Below are 21,112 nucleotides of genomic sequence, written 5' to 3' on the forward strand. Positions count from 1 at the left end.
ACGGTCCCACGCACCGTCACGCATTGCGGGGCACTCAAGACCAGGACCCAACGAACACCCCGCATGCATTCACGACACTCGCGAACTCAATCCACTATTCGCCTTTGGAAACTTCTTTTGCATATGCAATCGCCTCGGCGACAACCTCAGCATCCGCCTCCCAGGACGCTGGCAGCAGACGGAGTCCGCCGCTCGCGTCGATCCTCAACTCACACACAATGTCACCGGTGTCCAATGCTCGACACTCCACGTAATCATTCTCTTCATGAATGCTCGCGACGACAAAGATCCGATATTGACGTCCCGCAAACTCAACTATCTTCATCCAAGGAACCCTTCAAAGGTGAGGCCTCCGCCACGCATGCTCCAACGCGCGCCGTAACTGCCGTCGGGATGCCAAATATCTCGGACTGTCCCACCGTAGTGCGCACGTGCACTCCGCACAGTATCTGTGCTGCCCGGGTTGGTCAGCAGTTCCAAGACCATGTCGTCGCCGTTCTTGGTCCTCGCCGCATCGTTGGTATCCGACGGGAACTTCGAGGCGTGGGCAGGCCCCCTGCTGGGGTCAGCATGCTTCTGGAGAGCACGCCCAGCGTTACTCTGACCACGCACAATCTGTCCGGTGTCCGGGTCAACTCGGGCGCTCTTAAACGGCCCTGTCGCAGCGGCTGCCAACTCATCCAAAGAGGCCGAGCCACAGTTATGCACCAGGACCGGGGTCTCGCCTGCCAGTACGTAGTACGTATGGACGCCCGCAACAGTCAGGTTGTAGACCCGAGCGGCCTGGCTGTAAGCCCGGGTCGCCGCGATGGTCGCCTGCCTGTCAGCACTACCGGTGAAGAGGCTTTCGCCGACATCGAGATGACCTGCGTCGATCCAGCGGCCGGTCGCCGGAAGGTAGAACGGGTGACCAACGGTCGCCGTGATCGTCTCGAATCGCTGGGGAACGCCAGTCCCGGAGCTCCGAATAGTAACGTCGACCAGATCCTTCCTTCCTTGACCGACGATCGTTCGCGCGACACGCTCGGCCGACGTGATACCAGTCTTGGAGTCGGTGGCTAGCACCTTGTCACCCAGGCGCAGTTCTTCGATCGGTTTTCGTGACCCATCGGCCATGAGCACACGTGTACCCGGCACAAACGAGTTACTTATGTCGCATTTCTGCAACGCCTTGAGGGCCTTTCGAGAGCCAACCCAGCCCTGTATAGCTTCGCTAGCCTGGTCTACGAGATTCCAGATGTTGCCGACGAGTTTTCGGGCCTTGTTGAACTTGAAGAGGTATTTCGTGACAATTTTTCCCGCAAGTCCACCAACGAAAGAGCTGAGAATAGTTACCCCAGTAGCGACGCAGCCGCCGATGTCGCCTTCGGTGAAGCAGTTGAGGGCGTCGGTGATGCCGAGTTCGTCGGCGGCGATCTTAACGAGCGCCTTGACGACCTCCTTGATGACCTTCTTGGCCTTCTCCTGCCTGTCCCACTCGGCCATGATCTTGTGGGCGTGCTCATACTTCTGCTGACGCGCTTTTTGTTCCTCCGGATCCGCGACGGGTGTGTTATCCGGAGTGGCGTTGTAGCCGTCCTCTTCGGAAATCGGCCGGAGACCATCGGGGTCGCTGAAGGTCCCGGGGCTGTTGTTGCCGTAGGCGTAGGCGTTCATCGTCATGGGATCGTTGAAATCAACGAGCGGGTCGACACTCATGAAACGGCCTAGCTTCGGGTCGTACTCGCGCGCGCCGAGATGGGTCAGGCCGGTTGATTCGTCTTCAACGCCGTTGACGAAGCCTCTGGCGTTTGGCTCCCAGGTGGGTGATGGAGTGCCCCTCGGGTTGCCGAAGGGGTCCATGAAGCGGCGGGAGATCGTGGCGGCGACGCCGTCGAACGAAACCGTTGAGGTTCCCTGCGCGTCGGGCATGAGGTACTCGACCGAGGACGAGTTGGTGCGCATCGCGATCGTCTTGCCGTTGAAGTCGTAGTACCGGGTCGAGGCAAGAGTCTCGGCCGTCCCGCTCTTCTCCCAGCGGACCTCGGTTGAAGCGAGGTAGAGAGTGGCACCCTTCGGGTCACGACGGATCAGCCGAGTGCCGTCAGCGTCGTAGATGTAACTGGTGTCACCGGACGGGCTGGAGACCTTCGCCAGATGGCCTTCGGCGTCCCACGTGAAGTTGTCGGTGTCACCGCCAACCTCTCGCGTGGACATGTTGCCCGACGCGTCGTAGCCGTAGCTGTCGGCGGAGGTGCCGCCTGGGCCTGAGGAGGAGACACCGGTGACTGCGTGCGGCCGGTCGGCTGCCGCGGCCGGGTAAGCGTAGGTCGACGTGGTGTCGCCGTTAGCCTTGTGGTCGGTGATCGTCCGGCGGTTGCCGGCGACATCGAACGTGTAGGACTGCCAGTACGGCGCGGGCCCGCCGAGGGTGGCTGCAGACTTCGGGTCGGTGCAGTTGGTGCCTGGCGTCCATGCCTCGGTGGTGCGACGGAGGTAGTCCGTGGTGAAGCACTGGAGGTCGACGGTGGCACCGAACTTGTGCGAGACGGACTTCACGTTCGCCGACGCGTCGTAGGAGTAGGTGAAGGTGTCGTCCGGCTGGGCGATGCCTTCCCGGTTGACCTCCATCTCTGTCAAACGCCGCGTGCCTCGCTGGTAGGTGAACTGCTGGTACGCCGTCTTACCGGTCTGCTGACCCACGTGATAGAGCCCGGGCGAACCGTAGACGTCATAGGTGACACCGCTGACGTACGACTGCCAGCCACCCATCTTGTCCAGGTTGCCGTTCTCGTCGTACACGAGGTCGATCGACTCGTCGGGCAGTCCGGGCACCTTCGGCAGGCCGGCCTTCTTGATGCTGCCGTCAGGGTTGTACGACGTGGTCGTTGTGTAGGTACCGGCCAGTCCCTTCACCGACTCCGAGTCCGGGATGACGACCTTGCTTCCTGTCGGTCGGCCCAAGGCGTCGTAGCCGGTGACGGCGGAGACGTAGTTGGCTCCGTCGATCGTCCGGGTCGAGGAGGTCAGGAGACCCTTGGCCAGAGTGTCGTACGTCCAGCTGGTGACCACAGGACCATCAGCTGATCCAGTGCGTACGGCGGTCTTTCGGTCGAGCTCGTCGTAGGAGTAGAACAACTGCTGACCGCGAGCATCCTTGGTGGAGGTCACCCGGTCCGTAGCGTCGTACGTCGTCGTAGTCGTGCCCTTGTCGGGGTCGTCAGTGCGCACCTGGCGGCCGCGGATGTCGTAGCCGAAGCCCCACACACTGCCGGCGGCATTGGTGACCGTCGCGACCTGGTCGTCAGGCGTGTAGGTGTACTTCGTCGAATCGAACGCGCCGGTCGCGGCACGGCCCTTGTACTGCCTCAGCTCGGTCGTCTTGCCCCGGGCGTCGAACAGCGTGGTCGTCGTCGTGCTTCCTTCCGGCGGTACGACGGTTGTCGAGTCGCCGGTGTAGGTGGTCGTCGTGCGCCACTGCTCGTTGTTGTCGACCAGGAACTGCGACAGGATCGCGCGGTTGGCGCCGTCGTAGGTGGTCTTGGTCCGGGCCGGCAGGTTCTCCTCGCTCGGAACGAACAGAACATTGGACGGCTGCGAGTTGCTGTCGTGGTACGGACCGTTCGACGAGATCACATTGCCACGTTCGTCGTACCGCGTGTCGACGAGGATTCTTCCGAGGCCGGTGGCCGAAGGCGACTGGACTTGCCGCGGACGCAGCATTCCGTCCAGCAGGGTCTTGCTGGTCTTGTAGGTTCCGTCCGGCTTCAACTGCTGCGTGGTAATGACGTTCGGCGCGTTGTTGGGCACCAGGTAGCTGAAGATCATCGACGCGCTGACGTTGTTGGCCTTCGAACGGTCCGGGAGCCAGACACTGGTCAGACGGCCGAGCGCGTCGTACGCCAGATCGGTGCGGCGGTTGTTGGCATCGATCTCGGCGACCGATGCTCCCCAGGCAGGCGCGATGACGCTCGTACTCGTGTAGCCCTTCGCATCGGTTGTCACCGTCTGCGTGACCGGGCCGGTCGTCGCCGGGGTGAACTCGACCTTGCTCGTCAGGGCGTCGAGCGCGTCGCGCGTCTCGATGACCCGACCGCGGGCGTCGTACACGGTACGGACACGCTGCTCGTAGACAGGTCCGGTCGTCCAGCGGCTCATCGTGTCGACCTTCGTCAGAAGGCCGCGAGTCGGCGCTGCGGTCAGGCTGCTCGAACTGTCGTAGTAGCTCCGCTCATCCGAGATCACGTCCGCCGGCCGATTCGGAGTCGCGTCGCACTTGGCTGAGACCTTCTCCTCACGACTGACCGGACCCCAGATCCACAGGTCGGAGTTCGAGTTGTAGGTGTAGCGCGTACACCGGTCGTCCGCTGCGGTGGCCACGTCGCCCAGATCGTCCGAGGTGACCGGCAGCCCATGCCCGTCGAACGTCGTGTCGACCTGCGTCGTTCGATCAGCTCCGGTGCTCAACCGGGTCCGAGTGACCGCCGATTGCGTTCGCAGGAGCAGTGCGGTGTAGCCGCCCGCCGAGCCGGTCGAGCTCGTCCACGGCGTCGAGATCGTGCCGCTGACAACCGCACCACCGGAGCCGTTGTACGTGATCTGCTCCCGCACGAACCCGTTGAACCGGTCGGTGTCCTCGACAGACTTGTTCTGGCTGTCCGTGACCGCGGCGGTCCGGCGTGTAGTGCCTTCGCGATCGAGATAGTCGTCGTGCATGCCACGGAAGTAGGTGTATTTCGTCTGGGTCTTGGCACCGTCGGCAGCGCCGTTGCGAACATAGACGTTCTCGTAGCCTCGCCATTCGCCCCACGTTCGCTGCTTCGGCACGGTGAACTGGCTGTTGTCGAAGTGCCAGGCCGGCGAACCGACGTACTCGTAGAAGGTCTGCAGGTCGGGCTCGTTGGTCACCCGGTCGTCAACGGTGACCGACGCGACGACGTACTTGTGGAAGAAGTGCATCGTCGGGTCTTCGGCGCCTTCGACCGTCCAATAGACGGGGAAGCAGCGCTTGGCATTGTTCTGTAGCGCGTTCGGGTTCGGCTTCGAGGTCGGCGAGCAGTCCGGCGGGCTGTACTTGACGTTGGTCGTCTGGCCGGACTCGGAGTTGACCGCGGTGACGCGGTACTTGTTCATCGCCGGCGCCGCGTCACCCGTGGCGTCGACCCGGTTGGGCATCGACTGACCGAGGAAGGTGACGGTGGGGTTCGCGATCGCCGTACCCGCCATGCCCTTGTGGGTGATTGAACTCAGCCACAACGCAGGGGTGTCCGCGTTCGGGAACGACTGGGTCAGTGTCCAGGTGTCCACATCCGAATACCGGTTGCTGCTGTTCAGGACGCCGGTGCTGATGGACGTCAGGCGCTTGCGGGTGAAGAACGACGGCGAGGTCCGGTCCGGACACGTGGTCGATGAGGTACAGATCTGGTCGAAGGGAGTGTCCGGCCATTTCGACGCGTTCGCCTCGGTCAACTGAGCCGGGTCGCACGTCACCGTCCCGGAGGGGATACAGCGCTCGGAAACCTGGAACGAGACCTGAGCCGGGGCGGCCGCCGTCGTCTCGGTGGCGTCAGCGACCTTCCCGTAGCTGATCTTGTCCAGGTAGCTGGCGCGTTGGTAGAGCGATGCGCCTTCGTTCTTGTTGCGTCCGTAGTAGTTGGCCTCCTGGACGTACTGATACGTCATCAGGTTCTTGTTCAGGTCGACGACCTTGTCGACGTTCCAGCGCCACGCCTGCTGGCAGTACGACGTTTTGTACGCCGTCTCGTAGCAGGGATCACCTTCGTGGTTGCCGAAGACCGGCACGGTGCTGACGGAGTTGGACTTGTCATCGTTGGTCAGCGTCGGGTTGAGGCCGAAGGAGTACTTGGTGCCGTCGGTTGTGGTGACCTGCCAGTACTCGCCGTTCCTGCTCCCGTCCTTGCTCCCCTGCGCACCGTTGGCGGCGCCGTAGCGACGCTCGATCCGCGAGCCGTCGTCGTTCTTCAACCGGAACGTGTCGATCTTGTTCTCGGTGTCCGAACTGAGCTTGAACAGCTCACCGGAGTGACTGCCGAGCGACAGGAACGCGTTGTCGGACTTCCAGCACAGGTCGCCGGTCTTCACCTTGTTGTTGCTTTGCGGCGTCATGTCCTCGGAGCACGAGACATACTTCCGCTCGATGAAGCCGGCGTCCAGGCTGTGGCCCTGACCGACCCATGACGCCTGGTTGTTGGTCGAGGCAACCTGGCCGTCGACGGAGGCCGAGCTGTACCCGATCGACAGGTCCGGCCGCGGTCCCGCCACACCCGGAGGAACTCGCAGCGGGTAGTTCCAGGTGAAGTCGCCCGTCTGAGTTCCGACGTTCCACGACGAGGAGGGAGACAACGTGGTGGCGGCGTACGAGCCGGTCGAGCCAGACGCTGCAGCTGCAACTGCCAGGGTGGTGAACTGAGTCGGCGCCGGCTGTGCCTGCGGTACGGGTGCGAGATCGACCTCGCCGCTGACCACCTTGGCTGCCGTGTCGTTCTTGGCTGCGGACACAACCTGCTTCTGGACGCATGCGCCGCCGTCGGAGCAGCTCAGTTCGACCAGGCGCAACCGCGATGCCCAGTCACCGCCGTACGCATCCTTGAACTTCGAGTAGTCGACCGACACCTTCATCCGGGTGGCTGCCGCCTGCGCGTCGCTCCGGGAGAGCCGCAGTACGACGCCTTGAACGCCGAGGCGGCTGCTGTCGGCCTGGCTCAAGACCTCGAGCTTGGCGCCGGTAGCCGGCGCCGATTTCGCAAGTGACTTGACCGATACCGACACGGGCGAGTCGGCGGCAATACCCGCCAGACCGCCGAGCGGCAGAGCCGCAGTCCCTACGGCGGCGACAGTGGGAGTGGGCCAGGCCGGCTCGGCTGGAACATAAGCAGGCATGTCCGCCTGCTTATGCGCGGCCGGAAGGAAGTTCTTCCCAGGCGTGGACTTCTCCGGCTGGACAGCCGGAGCGGGGACCTTCGGCCCCTTGGCCTGTGCTTCGGGAACATACGACGCGACGCCAGCGACAAGGCTGATGCCGAGAAGCGTTACGAGAGCAGCCGTCCTCGGACGGGATTTGTGCAGACGCATGATTGTCCTCGGTCAGTTGGGCGAACTGTCGCGGTCGTCTTGGAAGATGGCGTCGTCATCGATGAGCCCGGGATAGGTGCGGACGTCGTCGATCTGACCGTCCAGCGGATACGTGGTGCCGGAGACTGAACCGACTCCGAGCCGGAGAACACCAGCACGGTCAACAGGCGCGGATGGCGCGGTCTTGGCATAGAACGTGTGCGCCAAAGAATCGATGACGTCGAGCTTCATCGAGCGGTTCCGCTCGTCGTAGCGGCCAACCAGGTAGACCCAGTCTCCGGCGACATAGGGCGACACGTCCGAACGAACGATCGCTGTCTCTGTCCCGTCGGCACCTGGGAGCGAGAAACCCCAGACCACTGTTCTGTTGTCGGGATCGGACAAGTCCTGGCTGATCGCACCGAGCGTGAAACCACTCGTGCCTGCGCCATCCTCACTGAACGCGATCCGTCGGCCGCCTTGGTCGGAGAGCTTGACCCGCGCGCTCACGGTGAAGCTGTGGCTCGTGTCCAGCATGTTCGTCATCGCGGAGGCAGCCGAATCGGTAGGTGGCAGCCGCACCGACCAGTCCTTCTTCAGATCCGCCTCCTGCCAGTGGTCGCCCGGGAGCCAGCTCGCACCTGCGCTGAGAGTCATCGGCCGCCTGAGGCCACTCGAGTCGGCAAGAGTCGACCCATCCCCCTCGTCGATCCGCCAACCGCCTTCCGAGTCGGCCGTCTTGACGGTGATCTCCAGCTCGGCGACGCCACTCTGGTTGCCGCTGCGGTCGTAGGCCCAGGCTCTGAAGACCGTCGGACCGGTCTTGGTCAGATCACGTCTGAACGACGCCTCATGGTTCTCGTTCGGCAGGTTGACACTGGTCGGCTCATCACCATCAACGGTGTACCGGAAGTAGTTCTGATCGACCTGCGTCTCCTTGATGTAGACGCTGACCCGATCATTCAGCAGGAACACCGGGTCCTCACCGGTATCGGCGATTTCGAGCCGCGGTGCCGGCGGGGCGGCGACGTCCACGATGAACCAGCACATACCTGAGTAGGCGGACCAGGTCACGCCGTCGTACGCCCGACCTCGCCATCCCACGACCTCGTTGACCCGAACCGGATTCATTCGTGGAGAGGGCGTGTAGTCGACCGTGCTCGTAGCAACCTTGGTGCTGCTCTTGACCGTTTGGCTGGGGGCGTCCTTGCCATTCCGCCAAATCTCGAACTGAACAAATGATGACTGTCGGTCGGGGTCGACGATTTGGAGATGGAGAACCGGCTGCGTGTTGTTGAGCCGCGACGGCTTGGTCGCGTCGGTCGAGCACGCGGCCGTCGGCTCGGTGAAGCGTGCGCTGGCGAGCTTCGGGACGGTGTTGTAGATCACCTGGAGCTTGACGTCCTTGCGGAAGCGCTTCCACGCCATGTCATCGGATTCACTCGCGGCCCGCAAACCAAGGTAGACGTACGACTTGCTCGCGGCCGCTTCCTCGGCGACCGCGGCCTTGACGTCGAACTCGAGCCACTTGCCGCCTTGCGTGCATTCGGGCCGACCGACGGCATCCACCGCAGAGTCCAGCATCCGCTTCCAGACCCCGGCCTGCGTTCCGTTGCTCCAGTTGACGCCGGTACCAATGGGCGTCAGCTGCCATGCTTGGACCTCTTTCGCCGTGCAACTCGCGGCCCAGGTCTCGAACGCGCTGAAGGTCGCACTGGTGATCTGGGCACCGGTCAGCGACCCCAGACGCATTTTGTAGATCAGCCGCTTGCGGCTCCAGGGCTCGAACGACTGGAACCCGACCCCCTCCGGGCCTGCCCAGTTCCAGGACGACGTCGTCGGGTAGCGCTCGTTGATCATCGCCCGGCCCTCTTGCGCAAAGCTCAGAGTGGGGTCGATGTGCAGCGGGTACTCCGTGGCGGGGTCGTTGACGAGCGCCGGCGCCGGGCTGATCGTCAAGGCATCCTGGGTGACGGCTACTGGCAACTGGGCAACCTTGTCGCCCTCAAGCGGTGCCTCCGCGCGATCGTCGTCGGTCGGTGCCTTCGCCTCGCCCCGCGAGTCCCAGGCGATCGGCTGCGGCCCTGTGAAGACAAGGGCACCAAGATCGTCCCGGGCTTCGATCACACCGCCGGCGACCTTGGCAACGGTCAGCCCTGGAGCGTCCATCGCAAGCTCGAGCCGCTGCAGTTGCGGCAGGCGCGCGGCCTCTGGCGTCTTCACGACCAGAACTTCGCTGTAGGAGTCGGCGGATGCCGTGACCTTCAGATCCACGTCCGGGAAGACGTTGCTGTAGAGGGCGCTGTCCTCCTCGAGAGTCGGCGTCGGCAGCGAGCCCGGCAGGCTCAGCTTGAGCTCGTAGCCCTGGGACTTCACCGAAATCAGTGGTCCGCTCCCACCACCCGAGAACGTCATGTCCATCGCGGTCGCACGGGGGCGCACCCGGCCGTCGGCAGCCCGCTCGAGGGTGGTGTCGATGTCGACCCAGTCGGCGCCTCGCTGGACACGAACCGGGATGCTGTGCTGTTCGATCGTGAACGTACCGTCCGGGTTAGCGAAGGTCTGGGAAGACTCTGTGCGCTTCTCCGGAACCTCGACTCGCTGACCACTTGTCTTCGCCTGCTTCGATGGCGAGTCCTGCTGCGGCGACGCGGCACTGGTCGCCGCCGGTTGCGCCAGAGCTGGCTCGACTACCACCGCTCCGAACAGCCCCACCGCCAACGCACACAGGCCCGCCACCGCACGTCGAGATCCAGCCTTCTGCCCCTTGGACAGACTCCACCCGTTCATTGCCCCACCGCTCCTAAGACTCCCCCGAGCCACAGATGCGTACCGAATCCTAGAGGTCGCTGAGCGTCACCGACACATACAACCCATACAAACGACCCATACAAACAGCCGTTGCCCCTCCAACCGCGGTGATCTGCCTCACCTCGGCGAGATGTTCTTGCCTCCTTACGACATGCGTGTCAGCGACCCGCCCCCGGTGACGCCAACCGACGTCTTCACGCCGTCCACCGTGAGGTCGATCACGAACGTCGTACCGGACATCCGGGTCGTGTATCCGACTTGGCCGTTCAGGCGCACCGGGATGACCAGCGACACCATGCTGACCGACTTGCCGATGCGCGCGAACATCACCGTCGGGGCGGCCTTGCGGGTGTTGATATTCGGAAAGACCCAGCCTTGTTTCGGGGCGGTCTGGGCTTGCTTGACCAACGTGGAGCCGGCCGGTACGGCAGTTCCTCGATACGGAACCTGCAGCAGCACAGTGCGGGTGTTCTCACCGGTCTTCTTCGCCACCGCCGCGGTACGCGACGTGACCGTCGCGGTCTGGTCCGAGGGAAGGTGCCAGAGCGTCTGGAACTGCTGGGACGTCTTGGCCGAGGCTCGATCCAGCGTCACGATCACATCCGGCTTCCGCAGCACCAGCACGGCACGCACTCGGTTGACCCCGGCTGCAGGTGAGTCCTTGAGCTCGAAGAAGTCCGCTGTCGGCTTCGCCGAGTACTGCGTCAGCGTGGTGGCCGGATTCGCATCTGCCAACTGCGGCGTGGTCAAGGTGCTGTGCGCGTACGGACCCATCACCCACGGCCGCCAGCCGTCGTTCACATAGCCCGAGTAGCCGCTGTCGACGACGATGTCGCGCCCGCGGGCCTGGTAGGTGAGCGACGTGTGGTCGACGTGGCCGTGGAGCGCGCGACGACCACCGAATCGCAGGCTGTACGCCGACTCGGACGGGAACGGGACCGTCGATCCCCAGCCCGACCTGCCGAAGACGTAGCCGGCCTTGTAGACCGCGACCCGATCCACCGGCGCCGTACCGGACTTGCCCTGGCTGGCCGCGTACTCCATCGGCGTACCAGCGATGTTGTACGTCTTCACCGTCTCGGTGTCACCGATCTGATGGAGCAGGCCCTGCGGCGTCGTAGCGTGCGCGATGAACCTGGCCAGCAACTCTCGCCGGGTCGTGATGGTCGCGCCCGGATCGACACCACAACCCTCGAGAGCAGTCGCCGCACGACCCCACAGCGAATAATTGAACTGGGCATAGTTGGTGGACTGCTCGTTGGTCGCGCCCTGGTCATCGATCGCCGTCGTGATCGCCTGCCCCAGCCGGGTCTGGGCCGTGGTCATGTAGTCGTCGCGGTTCAGGGTGCATCCGACACCGAAGAGCGCGATGCTCTCGTCCGTGCCGTGATTTCCGGCGCCGCCCCAGTTGTTGATCATGAAGGTGGCGTGGTCCACCAGTGCCTTGTCGATCCAGGAGTACGCCTCCGGGAGGGTCTCCACGCCCAGATTCGCCAGCACCGCCTGTCGGGTGCAGATGATCACGTTGGTCCGGTGCATCGTCGCCTCATGGGCGCCGGCGTCGGCCTTCCAGGAGTACGGATTGTCAGTCACCCAGTCGTGCACGACCGTGGTCACATGGTCCAGCGCAGCTCTGTCACCGTTCGCCGCCGCGCCGATCCCTTGCCCGAGCCAACGCAACGAATGCAGCCACATGTACCAGCTGGGGTTGTTGTACGGGTTCGACTTCCAGTTCACGTTGCCGTGGCCGTCGCCGACCTTGTACGGCGCGAACGTGCTCCAGATGAAGGTGTCATCCATGACGGCGCTCAGCGGGACGGCGTCGTCGATCGTGCTGAAACCTGGACAGACGTAAGTCCCGCCCGCCGCCTTCGCCGTCGTTTGCCTGCGCTGCTTGATGTCGGTCGCTGCTCTACCGGTCACCGGCACGTAGTTCGCCGTACCTGGCACGTACTGCGACTCGCTCGGCTCCGGAATGTCCGGCAGCACCGCGATCCCGGGACCGCTTGCAGCGAATGTCGGCGCAGTGGGTCCGATCAGCGCGATCCCACCCACTCCGGCCATGACGACAGCAGCCGAAAATACGCGTCTGAACACCACGAAGTTCCCCCACTATGAAGCTGCCCGTAGGCAGCACCCCAGATCCCCTTGTCGCCCCCGACGCTTCATAGTGTGCACGCCCGATTACGGTTTAGGCCAATCAACTCGAACCGCGAGAGAACGGCACCGACCACGCCATCGACGCGATCCTGTGTCTGTCAGGGGGCTACGGAGATTCTTTGTTCGGTGTAGGTGGGGCTGAGGTTTCCGGCTCGGTCGTAGGACCAGGCTCGGATGGGGGTGGGGCCGGAGTCGGTGAGCTTGAGGGTGACTTTGCCGGGGCAGGCGGGGAGTGGGGAACCGGGGGCGGTGGTGCCGACGGCGTAGGCGTACTGGGTGACGTCGGTGGAGCCGGCGTTGCCGAAGGTGAGAGTGATCTTCTGGCCTACTTTGTAGGGACCGGGGCTCAGGGTGAGGGTGGGCGCGTTGGGGCGGACTGTGTCGATGCTGAGTTCGCAGCCGGCGGACCACGGGGATGCGGCGCCTGTGCTGTCGACTACGCGGGCTTGCCAGGAGTAGGTGGTCGCGTCGGCGAGGGTGGGCTCGCTGCCGGCTTCGAACCAGGCATCGACGACCTTGGTGAAGCTCTCGCTGGTGAGGACCTCGGTACCGTCGGCGAGGTTCTTGAGCCGGAACTCGGCCTTGACCGAACGCCCGTCGTTCTCATCGGCGGCTGGCACGAAAGCTTCCAGACGTGGGCTCGTCTGATTGACGAGCGGTCGGTTGACACCGCGGACGCAACTGGTCGCGGGATTTGTCGTCCGCAGGTTCTCGTCGGTGGGAGCCGACGGGGCGGCGTACGCCGTGGTGGGGATGATGAGGGCGGCCAGGGTGCTGGCGGCGAAGAGGCGTGCGCGCATGCGGAGTCCTTCGGTGAGAGGGCGGCCCCGAGCCTTCGAGTCGTGAGCGGGTGGGCTCAGTGCGATTGATGCAATCCCCTGAGTGAAAGTTGTGGTGTACCGAAGGACGGGTAGTGGTCGGTGGCTTGGGGGCATCAGGGCGGACCGGCGTCTCTCGAAGGGCGGCTGGCGAGGACCACTACCCGTTGGTTGGTACGCGGCCGATCGTGAGTTGATGCCGGCTGAGCATGAATGGCGGGGTGCATCGGCATTGGACTGCGGGTCGGCCGGCGGCGACGGTGGGTGGGTGACTGTCGAGTTCGGGGTGTTGGTGGATGTTCGGGACGACCGGTACGGCGATGTGGGTGACGAGGTGGTCCGAGCTGAGCGGTTGGGGTTTGCCAGTGCTTGGTTGTCGGAGCATCACTTGGCGCGGGATGGGGCTTTGCCGTCGCCTTTGGTGATGGCGGGCGTGTTACTGGGACGCACTCGGCAGATTCGGGTGGGGACGAATGTGCTGGTGTTGCCGTTTCGGCATCCCGTGCAGGTGGCGGAGGAGGCCGCCGTACTCGATCTGGTGTCGGGCGGGCGGTTTGTGTTGGGGGTGGGCCAGGGGTATTCGGAGCGCGAGTTCGAGCTGTTCGGGGTCGATCGGCGGCAGCGGGGGCGATCGCTCGGGGAGGGGGTGGGGGTGATCCGGCGGGCCTGGGCGGGCGAGTCGGGGGTGACGCCTCGGCCGGCACACGACCTTCCGATTTATGTGGCCGGCGTGACGGCGGCCGGACTGAAGCGGGCCGCGCGAGTCGGCGACGGGCTCCTGGTGTACTCGCTACGCCGAAGGATTTCGTGGCGCGACGGCGATTGATGGACGAGGTACTGACCGACGTGCCGCCCTTGATCTGCACGGGGATCATGCATGTCGACGAGGATGCGGATCGCGCGTGGGCCGAGGCCGCGCCGGGGATTGCGTATCTCGAGGGCGAGATCGCGTCGTACGGCGGGAACGAGCCACCGGTGCTGCGCCGGGAGGACTACTTGGTCGGTACGCCGGACGAGGTCGCGCGACGGTTGATCCAGTTGCAGGCTCAGACCGGGTTCGTCGAGTTCGCGCACTGGATGCGGTTGCCGGGGATGGCGCAGGACGTAGCGATGCGGTCTCTCGAGTTGATTGCGAGCCGGGTTGTTCCGGCCGTTCGGGCTGGGGGTGGGCGATAGCTTGGGGGGATCGGCTAGCTGAGGAGACGGCGTGGCGCGGATGTGGGCGGCGGGGTTGGCGGCGGTTGCGGTGCTGGCGGGGTGTTCGGAGGCGGGTGGCGGGGCGGTGCCGAGTGGCGGCGCTGGTACGACGGGGGCTGCGCCGAGCGCTGGTGGGCAGATCCGGTTGACGGTGGCGTCGACGGTGGTGACGGGGATCGACGTGCCTTGGGGGTTGGCGTTCTTGCCGGACAAGAGTGCGTTGGTGGCTGAGCGGGACAGCGGCAAGGTGAAGCGGGTGGTCGATGGGAAGGTGACCGAGGTCGGGACGGTTACGGGGGTGGATCCGTCGTCCGAGGGTGGGTTGCTGGGGTTGGCGGTCGACTCGAAGGGGTCGAACGTTTATGTGTACTACTCGGCGTCGGGTGACAACCGGATTGCTCGGTTGAGCTATGCGGACGGGCGGTTGTCGGGGCAGACGGACATTCTGAGCGGGATCCCGCAGGCGGCGATTCACAACGGGGGGCGGTTGCGGTTCGGGCCGGACGGGTTCCTGTACGTCGGGACGGGTGACGGCGGTGATCGGCCGAACTCGCAGAACGACGACTCGCTGGGTGGGAAGATCCTGCGGATCACGACCGAGGGAAAGGCCGCGCCCGGGAATCCTGGCGGCAGGCTGTGGATCACCAAGGGGCATCGCAATGTACAGGGGCTCACGTTCGACGGGACTCAGCTGTACGCCGCTGAGTTCGGGCAGAACACGTGGGACGAGCTGAACGCGATCACGCCCGGGTCGAACTACGGGTGGCCGGCGGCGGAGGGGGCCGAGGGGCTGGACGGGATGGTGGACCCGATCGCTCAGTGGAAGACGAGTGATGCGTCGCCGAGTGGGGCGGCGTTCGCAAAGGGGCATGCGTTCATGGCGTCGTTGCGGGGTGAGCGGTTGTGGGCGGTGCCGGTCGCGGGCGGGAAGCGGGTTGGTGAGCCGCAGGCTTTCTTCGTGGGGAAGTACGGGCGGTTGCGAACCGTGGAGGTCGCGCCGGACGGGTCGTTGTGGGTCACGACGTCCAACACCGATGGGCGTGGTGAGAGTCGAGAGGGCGACGATCGGATCCTGCGGGTGACGATCGGATGATGAACGGCTGAAGGAAATCTGTTGTGTGACTGACATCTGAGCCGTCAACCGTTTGGGCATTTCGGCCGTCTGGTACTAGTGGGGAGGAACCCCTTACACAGAACATTTTTCGGAGGAGTTGGTAATGCGGCCCGATCAGGCGTCAGTCGTCCCCAGCAGTGTCGTCGCCTCGGCGAGCACCTTCACGGATGCTCAGCAGACAGTCGACTATCTGCGCAGTTACGGGATGGACTCACGAAGCCTGGAGGTGGTCGGCGCCGAGCTGCGGCTGTCCCGCAGACAGGCCGCGGTGCCGGTGGTCCGCCGGACTCTGGCGAGTGCGGGCGCGGGAGCACTGCTCGGCGTACTGAGTGGGGTGTTCGTGACGCTGGTCGCGGAGACCACGCTGACCGCGTTCTCCGTGCTGCTGTGGGGTTTCGTGTACGGCGTACTGGTCGGAGCGATGTGGGGGCTGTTCCAGGGGCTCGTGCGGAACCGGCCTGACGCACCCGCGGTCGAGGTGATCGTGCCGTCGTACTACGAGGTCCGATGCGCGCTGGAGGATGTCTCGGTGGCGCTCACCCTGCTAGGCACCGAGCCCGAGCCAGTAGTCGAGCCCGAGCCGGAGCCCGCGCTCAGTTCACGCCTCCTGGTCCAGCCGCCGCAGCGCCTGGTCGCTCCTGAGCCTGAGCCGGAGCCTGTGCTCGCGCCAGAGGCTGTGATCGAGCCCGCGCCTGAGCCCGTCGTGAAGCCCAACTACCTGGTCGAGCCTCCCCAGCGCGTCACACCCTCCGAGCCGGAACCCGTCGTCGAGCCGCAGCCCGAGCCTGCCCCGGAGCCAGTCGCCGAGTCGAAGCCTGTCGTGGACGAGAAGCCTCCGGTACGACGCCAGCCGTCGCAGACCACCCGCAAGGCCCGCGCGAAGAAGAAGACGGCCCGCACCAACGCCGCCTGACCACGTGGATCACGCCCAGTTCCGCCGTACGGCGGTAGCTCCCGTCCTGGCCGCGTATGCCGCAACTCCCGGCGTGGACGCAGTCATGCTGGGCGGGTCCACGGCTCGCGGCGACGCGGACCGCTGGTCAGACGTCGAGGTCGGCGTCTTCTGGACCCGACCGCCGACCCTCGCCGAACGCACTGCGCCAGCAGCAAGCGTCCGTCCAGGCACGCCCGCGGACGACGACTCACCCTGGTACGACTATCTCGAGCTGGACGGCTTGGCGATCGACGTCGAACACGCGTTGTCGAGCAAGGTCGAGGAGACTCTCGACCTCGTCCTCGGTGCAGGCGTCCCCGATCCGGACGGCCTCACCTTGCTCAAGGGACTGGTCGACGGACGCGACATCGACGGTCCCCGCCCGGAGCTGGTTCACGCATGGCAGCGGCGTGCATCGACGTACCCACGCAGACTCGCGATCGCAATCGTCGAGCGCGACGGGGCGATCGACAAGTTCTGGCGCTGCCAGATGCTCGCTGAGCGAGACAACCCGGTCCTCCTCGCGCGCGAGTTTCTCCGCGTGACAAACCAGCTGCTCACAGTCCTGCACGCCATCAACAAGCGCTACTCCGGCCACGTGCTCGCCTTCAAACGCCTCGGCGCGATGGAGGCCGAGCTAACCCACGCCCCCACCGACCTCGCCCACCGCTTGCGCACCGTCTTCACCGCTCCCCCACCGGAGGCCACCGAGGTCCTGCGCCAATTGGTCGAGGACACCTACGACGTGATCGAGGCGCAACTACCCGAGGTCGAAACCGCCCGCCTGCGAGCCCGCTTCCGCACAACCCGCAGACCCATCGGGTAGGTGGTGGGGCGCGACCGCCCCACCACCTGTCCGAACTAGATGCCTAGCTTGGCGTTCAGGAGTTCGCGGACCTTGGCGGCGTCTGCTTGACCGCGCATGTCCTTCATGACGGCGCCGATGAGGGCGCCGGCGGCGGCGGGCTTGCCGGAGTTGACCTTCTCGACGACGTCGGGGTTGGCGGCGATGGCTCGGTCGATGGCCTCGAGGAGGGGGCCGTCGTCGGAGACCAGGGCCAGGCCGCGTTTGTCGATGACCTCGGCCGGGGTGCCTTCGCCGGCGAGGAGGCCTTCGAAGACCTGGCGGGCCAGCTTGTCGTTGAGGGTGCCCTCGTCGACGAGCTTCTGGACCTCGGCGACCTGGGGCGGGCCGACCGGCAACGCGTCGAGGTCGGTGCCCTGCTCGTTGGCGAAGCGAGCGAGCTCGCCCAGCCACCACTTCTTGGCGGCTGCAGCCGCAACGCCGAGCTCAACGGTGGCGACGATCGACTCCAACGCGCCGCTGTTGATGACGTCGCGCATCTCGGGGTCGGTGAAACCCCAGTCCGTCTGCAGCCGGGCGCGGCGCAGCGAGGGGGCCTCGGGCAGAGTCGCCCGCAGCTCCTCGACCCATTCGCGGGACGGCGCGACCGGTACCAGGTCCGGCTCGGGGAAGTAGCGGTAGTCGTCGGCGTCCGACTTCTCGCGGCCCGAGGTCGTGACTCCGGTGTCCTCGTGCCAGTGGCGCGTCTCCTGCAGGATCTTCCCGCCGGCATTCAGTACGGCGGCCTGTCGCGTGATCTCGTAGGTGATCGCACGCTCGACCGAGCGGAACGAGTTCACGTTCTTGGTCTCGGTGCGGGTGCCCAACGCGGAGCTACCGGAAGGCTTCAACGACACGTTGGCGTCGCAGCGCAGCGAGCCCTGGTCCATCCGCACGTCCGAGACGTCGAGCGCGAGCAGCAGGTCGCGCAGCTGGCTCACGAACGCGCGGGCGACCGCGGCGGCCTTGGCCGGCGGGACCTCGATCGTCTTGGTGACGATCTCGATCAGCGGGATGCCGGCCCGGTTGTAGTCGACCAGCGAGTGCGAGGCGCCCTGGATGCGGCCGGTCGCGCCACCCACGTGGGTGGACTTGCCGGTGTCCTCCTCCATGTGGGCGCGCTCGATCTCGATCCGGTACGTCTCACCGTCGACCACGACCTCGGTCCACCCGTTGAAGGCGATCGGCTCGTCGTACTGGGAGGTCTGGAAGTTCTTCGGCATGTCCGGGTAGAAGTAGTTCTTCCGGGCGAACCGGCACCACTCGGCGATCTCGCAGTTCAGCGCGAGGCCGATCTTGATCGCGGACTCGACGCCGCGCGCGTTCACCACCGGCAGCGCGCCGGGCAGGCCGAGGCAGACCGGGCAGGTCTGCGTGTTCGGCGGGGCGCCGAACTCGGTCGGGCAGCCGCAGAACATCTTCGACTTGGTGTTCAGCTCGACGTGCACCTCGAGACCCATGACCGGGTCGTACTGCGCGAGGGCATCGTCGATTGCTACAACTTCCGCGGTCATCGGGTCACCTCCAGCTCCGGAGCCTTCGACATCAGTACGCCGCCCCACTGCTCGGCCAGCGCGGACTCGAGCGCGGCACCGACCGTGTACAGCAGGTCGTCGCGCATCACCGGCGCCATCACGTGGAAGCCGACCGGCAGCCCGTCCTCGTCGGCCAGGCCGCACGGGAAGGAGGCCGCCGCGTTGCCCGCCAGGTTCGACGGGATCGTGCAGAGGTCGTTCTTGTACATGGCGATCGGGTCGTTGATCCGGTCACCGATCGCGAACGCGGTCGTCGGCGTGGCCGGCGAGACCAGGACGTCGACCTGCTCGTAGGCCTTGGTGAAGTCGCGGGCGATCAGCGTCCGCACCTTCTGCGCCTGGCCGTAGTACGCGTCGTAGTAACCGCTCGACAGCGCGTGCGTGCCGAGGATGATGCGGCGCTTGACCTCGTCACCGAAGCCGGCCTCGCGGCTCAGCCCCGTCACCTTCTCCGCGCTGTTCGTGCCGTCGTCGCCGACGCGCAGTCCGTACCGCATGGCGTCGAACTTGGCCAGGTTGGACGAGGCCTCGCTCGGCAGGATCAGGTAGTACGCCGGGAGCGCGTACTCGAAGTGCGGGCACGAGACCTCGACGACCTCGGCACCCAGCTTGGTGAGCAGCTCGACCGCCTCGTGGAAGCGTGCCTCGACACCCGGCTGGTAGCCCTCGCCACCGAGCTCCTTGACGACACCGATCCGCAGACCGGAGACATCACCGTTGCGCGCGGCCGCAACCACCGGCGGCACGTCTTGGTTGATCGAGGTGGAGTCCATCGGGTCCCACCCGGCGATCGCCTCGTGCAGCAGCGCCGCATCCAGCGTCGTCCGGGCACACGGCCCAGGAGTGTCCAGCGAGGACGCGAGCGCGATCAGGCCGTACCGCGAGGTTCCGCCGTACGTCGGCTTGACCCCGACCGTGCCCGTGAACGCGCCCGGCTGGCGGATCGAGCCGCCGGTGTCGGTCCCGATCGCGAGCGGTGCCTCGTACGCCGAGATCGCGGCGGACGACCCACCGCCGGAACCGCCGGGGATCCGGGCGAGGTCCCACGGGTTGTGCGTGGTCCCGTACGCAGAGTTCTCGGTGGAGGAGCCCATCGCGAACTCGTCCATGTTGGTCTTGCCGAGGATCACGATGCCGGCGGCCTTCAGCCGCTTCACCACCGTCGAGTCGTACGGCGGCTTCCAGCCCTCGAGGATCTTCGAGCCGGCCGTGGTCGGCACGCCCTCCTGGGTCAGCACGTCCTTGAGCGCCAGCGGGACGCCGGCCAGCGGGCCGAGCTCCTCGCCGGCCGCACGCTTGGCATCGACGGCGGCGGCCTGCGCCAGCGCACCCTCGGTGTCGACGTGCAGGAACGCGTGCACGCTGCCGTCGACGGCAGCGATCCGGTCCAGATGCGCCTGGGTCACCTCGACCGAGCTGGCCTGCTTGGACGCCATCAGCTCCGACAGCTCAGCGGCGGTCTTCCTGGTGAGGTCGCTCATATCAGTCCTCCTCCAGGATCCGCGGCACCCGGAATCGCTGCGCCTCGGCTGCCGGGGCGCCGGACAGCGCCTGCTCCGGGGTGAGGCACGGGACGTTCTCGTCGGCGCGCATCACGTTCGTCAGCGGCAGGGCGTGCGAGGTCGGCGGAATGTCGTCCGCCGCGACCTGGCTGACCTGCCCGACCAGGGTGATGATCTGGTCGAGCTGTGGCGCGAGGTGATCGAGCTCGGCATCGCTGAGCTCGATCCGCGCCAGTCGCGCCAGGTGCGCAACCTCTTCGCGGGTAATCGATGGCATGAACCGATCCAATGTGTGTCTGCAGTTGCTGGAGGTAACACAGGAAGACTTCCCCCGTTACCCCGGCCATCCTAGAGGGCGGCTGTGACAGGTTTATTTCCTCGTCCCCGTTCGCGCTTCGAGAGGGCTCGGGCGTGTTGCGGGTTCCGCTCTGTAACATGGGCGGCGACAGGGCGTTATGTGCAAGGTGATCGGCTGGGAGATGATCGTTCGGTGTTCCTGCTGCGATTGATCATCCCGGACCGGCCCGGTTCGCTCGGCACCGTCGCCACCGCCCTCGGCGAGGTCAATGCCGACATCCACGCCATCGAGATCGTCGAGCACCGCCGGGAGAACGGCACGGCCGTCGACGACATCGTCGTCGACCTCCCGCCCGGCGTCCTGCCCGACCGGCTCGTCTCGGCCTGCAACAGCGTGGACGACGTCGAGGTGATCTGGTTCTCCCGGTACGGCGCCGGCGGCGGACTGCACATGGACCTCGAAGCGGTTGAGCAGATGACGTCGGCCCCGGCCGACGCGATCGACCTCCTGATCGAGCAGAGTCCCGCCGTCCTGCACGCCGACTGGGCCGTCCTGCTGGACGGGACCGGCTCGGAGGTGAAGGTCGCGCTCGAGACCAGCGCCACGCCCGAGTTCGGTGACGTGGCGGCTGCCTGGCTGCCGCTGGGGAAGGCCACCACGCTGGACGCGCCGGACCACAAGGGTCTGTCCGAGTCCGTGCTGGTCGCCGCACCGCTGGAGAACGACCGCCGGATCATCGTGGTCGGCCGTCGCGGCGGACCGGAGTTCCTCGGCTCCGAGGTCGCTCGGCTGAGCTACCTCGCCTCACTCGCAGTCACCATCCGCGCCACCGCCTGACCAGCAGACGTA

The 21,112-nt window shown here is 65.7% G+C and carries 14 protein-coding genes; 6 read left to right on the forward strand and 8 right to left on the reverse strand.

From position 1 onward, the window contains the following. Positions 1–94 precede the first annotated feature (94 nt). From ACIA49_RS27585 to ACIA49_RS27605, 5 genes are all read right to left on the reverse strand, one after another. Complete coding sequence (locus ACIA49_RS27585) at positions 95–325, reverse strand: hypothetical protein (RefSeq protein ID WP_396380224.1); 231 nt, start codon at positions 323–325, stop codon at positions 95–97. Beyond that, positions 322–6,879, reverse strand: a complete 6,558-nt coding sequence (locus ACIA49_RS27590) for a polymorphic toxin-type HINT domain-containing protein (RefSeq protein ID WP_396380225.1) — start codon at positions 6,877–6,879, stop codon at positions 322–324. The genes ACIA49_RS27585 and ACIA49_RS27590 overlap by 4 nt, the downstream gene beginning before the upstream one ends. Before the next feature lie 204 nt (positions 6,880–7,083). Next, entirely contained in the window at positions 7,084–9,840 is a 2,757-nt protein-coding gene (locus tag ACIA49_RS27595; protein WP_396380226.1) for a LamG-like jellyroll fold domain-containing protein, read from the reverse strand. Positions 9,841–10,005: 165 nt separating this feature from the next. Continuing rightward, complete coding sequence (locus ACIA49_RS27600; protein WP_396380227.1) at positions 10,006–11,925, reverse strand: heparinase II/III family protein; 1,920 nt, start codon at positions 11,923–11,925, stop codon at positions 10,006–10,008. Positions 11,926–12,119: 194 nt separating this feature from the next. Next, on the reverse strand, positions 12,120–12,821 hold the full coding sequence (locus ACIA49_RS27605; protein ID WP_396380228.1) for a hypothetical protein: 702 nt from the start codon (positions 12,819–12,821) through the stop codon (positions 12,120–12,122). Between the two features lie 214 nt (positions 12,822–13,035). On the opposite strand from ACIA49_RS27605, the gene ACIA49_RS27610 reads away from it, so the two are divergent. The 5 genes from ACIA49_RS27610 to ACIA49_RS27630 all read left to right on the forward strand — a co-directional run bounded on the left by ACIA49_RS27610 (position 13,036) and on the right by ACIA49_RS27630 (position 16,910). Then, entirely contained in the window at positions 13,036–13,665 is a 630-nt protein-coding gene (locus tag ACIA49_RS27610) for an LLM class flavin-dependent oxidoreductase (protein WP_396380229.1), read from the forward strand. After that, entirely contained in the window at positions 13,665–14,015 is a 351-nt protein-coding gene (locus tag ACIA49_RS27615; protein WP_396380230.1) for a hypothetical protein, read from the forward strand. Before ACIA49_RS27610 ends, ACIA49_RS27615 begins: the two co-directional genes overlap by 1 nt. Positions 14,016–14,055: 40 nt before the next feature. After that, positions 14,056–15,129: a PQQ-dependent sugar dehydrogenase gene (locus tag ACIA49_RS27620; protein WP_396380311.1), complete on the forward strand. Its 1,074-nt coding sequence runs from the start codon at positions 14,056–14,058 to the stop codon at positions 15,127–15,129. 124 nt (positions 15,130–15,253) lie between these two features. Beyond that, positions 15,254–16,063 (forward strand): general stress protein, encoded by an 810-nt coding sequence (locus tag ACIA49_RS27625; RefSeq protein WP_396380231.1) that lies wholly within the window; start codon positions 15,254–15,256, stop codon positions 16,061–16,063. 4 nt (positions 16,064–16,067) lie between these two features. Beyond that, on the forward strand, positions 16,068–16,910 hold the full coding sequence (locus ACIA49_RS27630; protein ID WP_396380232.1) for a hypothetical protein: 843 nt from the start codon (positions 16,068–16,070) through the stop codon (positions 16,908–16,910). Positions 16,911–16,945: 35 nt separating this feature from the next. Here ACIA49_RS27630 and gatB read toward each other — a convergent pair whose 3' ends face one another. The 3 genes from gatB to gatC are packed head-to-tail and all read right to left on the reverse strand — an operon-like array spanning position 16,946 to position 20,242. Further along, complete coding sequence (gene gatB, locus ACIA49_RS27635) at positions 16,946–18,442, reverse strand: Asp-tRNA(Asn)/Glu-tRNA(Gln) amidotransferase subunit GatB (RefSeq protein ID WP_396380233.1); 1,497 nt, start codon at positions 18,440–18,442, stop codon at positions 16,946–16,948. Further along, the gene (gatA, locus tag ACIA49_RS27640; protein WP_396380234.1) at positions 18,439–19,944 is read right to left on the reverse strand and encodes an Asp-tRNA(Asn)/Glu-tRNA(Gln) amidotransferase subunit GatA; all 1,506 of its coding nucleotides are present in this window, start codon (positions 19,942–19,944) and stop codon (positions 18,439–18,441) included. The genes gatB and gatA overlap by 4 nt, the downstream gene beginning before the upstream one ends. Position 19,945: 1 nt before the next feature. Then, on the reverse strand, positions 19,946–20,242 hold the full coding sequence (gene gatC / locus ACIA49_RS27645; RefSeq protein ID WP_344155145.1) for an Asp-tRNA(Asn)/Glu-tRNA(Gln) amidotransferase subunit GatC: 297 nt from the start codon (positions 20,240–20,242) through the stop codon (positions 19,946–19,948). A gap of 213 nt (positions 20,243–20,455) precedes the next feature. Here gatC and ACIA49_RS27650 point away from each other — a divergent pair, with 213 nt between their 5' ends. Next, the gene (locus ACIA49_RS27650; protein ID WP_396380235.1) at positions 20,456–21,100 is read left to right on the forward strand and encodes an ACT domain-containing protein; all 645 of its coding nucleotides are present in this window, start codon (positions 20,456–20,458) and stop codon (positions 21,098–21,100) included. The last annotated feature ends 12 nt before the right edge of the window (positions 21,101–21,112 follow it).

Source organism: Kribbella sp. NPDC051587, from assembly GCF_044453945.1.
In the GTDB taxonomy this organism is placed as follows: domain Bacteria; phylum Actinomycetota; class Actinomycetes; order Propionibacteriales; family Kribbellaceae; genus Kribbella.

What these genes read in the sequence shown, in the direction of transcription:
- ACIA49_RS27620 (WP_396380311.1), top strand. Translation starts at nt 14,056, where the DNA reads ATGTGGGCGGCGGGGTTGGCGGCGGTTGCGGTGCTGGCGGGGTGTTCG.
- ACIA49_RS27595 (WP_396380226.1), bottom strand. Translation starts at nt 9,840, where the DNA reads ATGAACGGGTGGAGTCTGTCCAAGGGGCAGAAGGCTGGATCTCGACGT.
- ACIA49_RS27585 (WP_396380224.1), bottom strand. Translation starts at nt 325, where the DNA reads ATGAAGATAGTTGAGTTTGCGGGACGTCAATATCGGATCTTTGTCGTC.
- ACIA49_RS27605 (WP_396380228.1), bottom strand. Translation starts at nt 12,821, where the DNA reads ATGCGCGCACGCCTCTTCGCCGCCAGCACCCTGGCCGCCCTCATCATC.
- ACIA49_RS27590 (WP_396380225.1), bottom strand. Translation starts at nt 6,879, where the DNA reads ATGCCTGCTTATGTTCCAGCCGAGCCGGCCTGGCCCACTCCCACTGTC.
- gatB (WP_396380233.1), bottom strand. Translation starts at nt 18,442, where the DNA reads ATGACCGCGGAAGTTGTAGCAATCGACGATGCCCTCGCGCAGTACGAC.
- ACIA49_RS27625 (WP_396380231.1), top strand. Translation starts at nt 15,254, where the DNA reads ATGCGGCCCGATCAGGCGTCAGTCGTCCCCAGCAGTGTCGTCGCCTCG.
- ACIA49_RS27615 (WP_396380230.1), top strand. Translation starts at nt 13,665, where the DNA reads ATGGACGAGGTACTGACCGACGTGCCGCCCTTGATCTGCACGGGGATC.
- gatA (WP_396380234.1), bottom strand. Translation starts at nt 19,944, where the DNA reads ATGAGCGACCTCACCAGGAAGACCGCCGCTGAGCTGTCGGAGCTGATG.
- ACIA49_RS27610 (WP_396380229.1), top strand. Translation starts at nt 13,036, where the DNA reads ATGCCGGCTGAGCATGAATGGCGGGGTGCATCGGCATTGGACTGCGGG.
- ACIA49_RS27600 (WP_396380227.1), bottom strand. Translation starts at nt 11,925, where the DNA reads ATGGCCGGAGTGGGTGGGATCGCGCTGATCGGACCCACTGCGCCGACA.
- gatC (WP_344155145.1), bottom strand. Translation starts at nt 20,242, where the DNA reads ATGCCATCGATTACCCGCGAAGAGGTTGCGCACCTGGCGCGACTGGCG.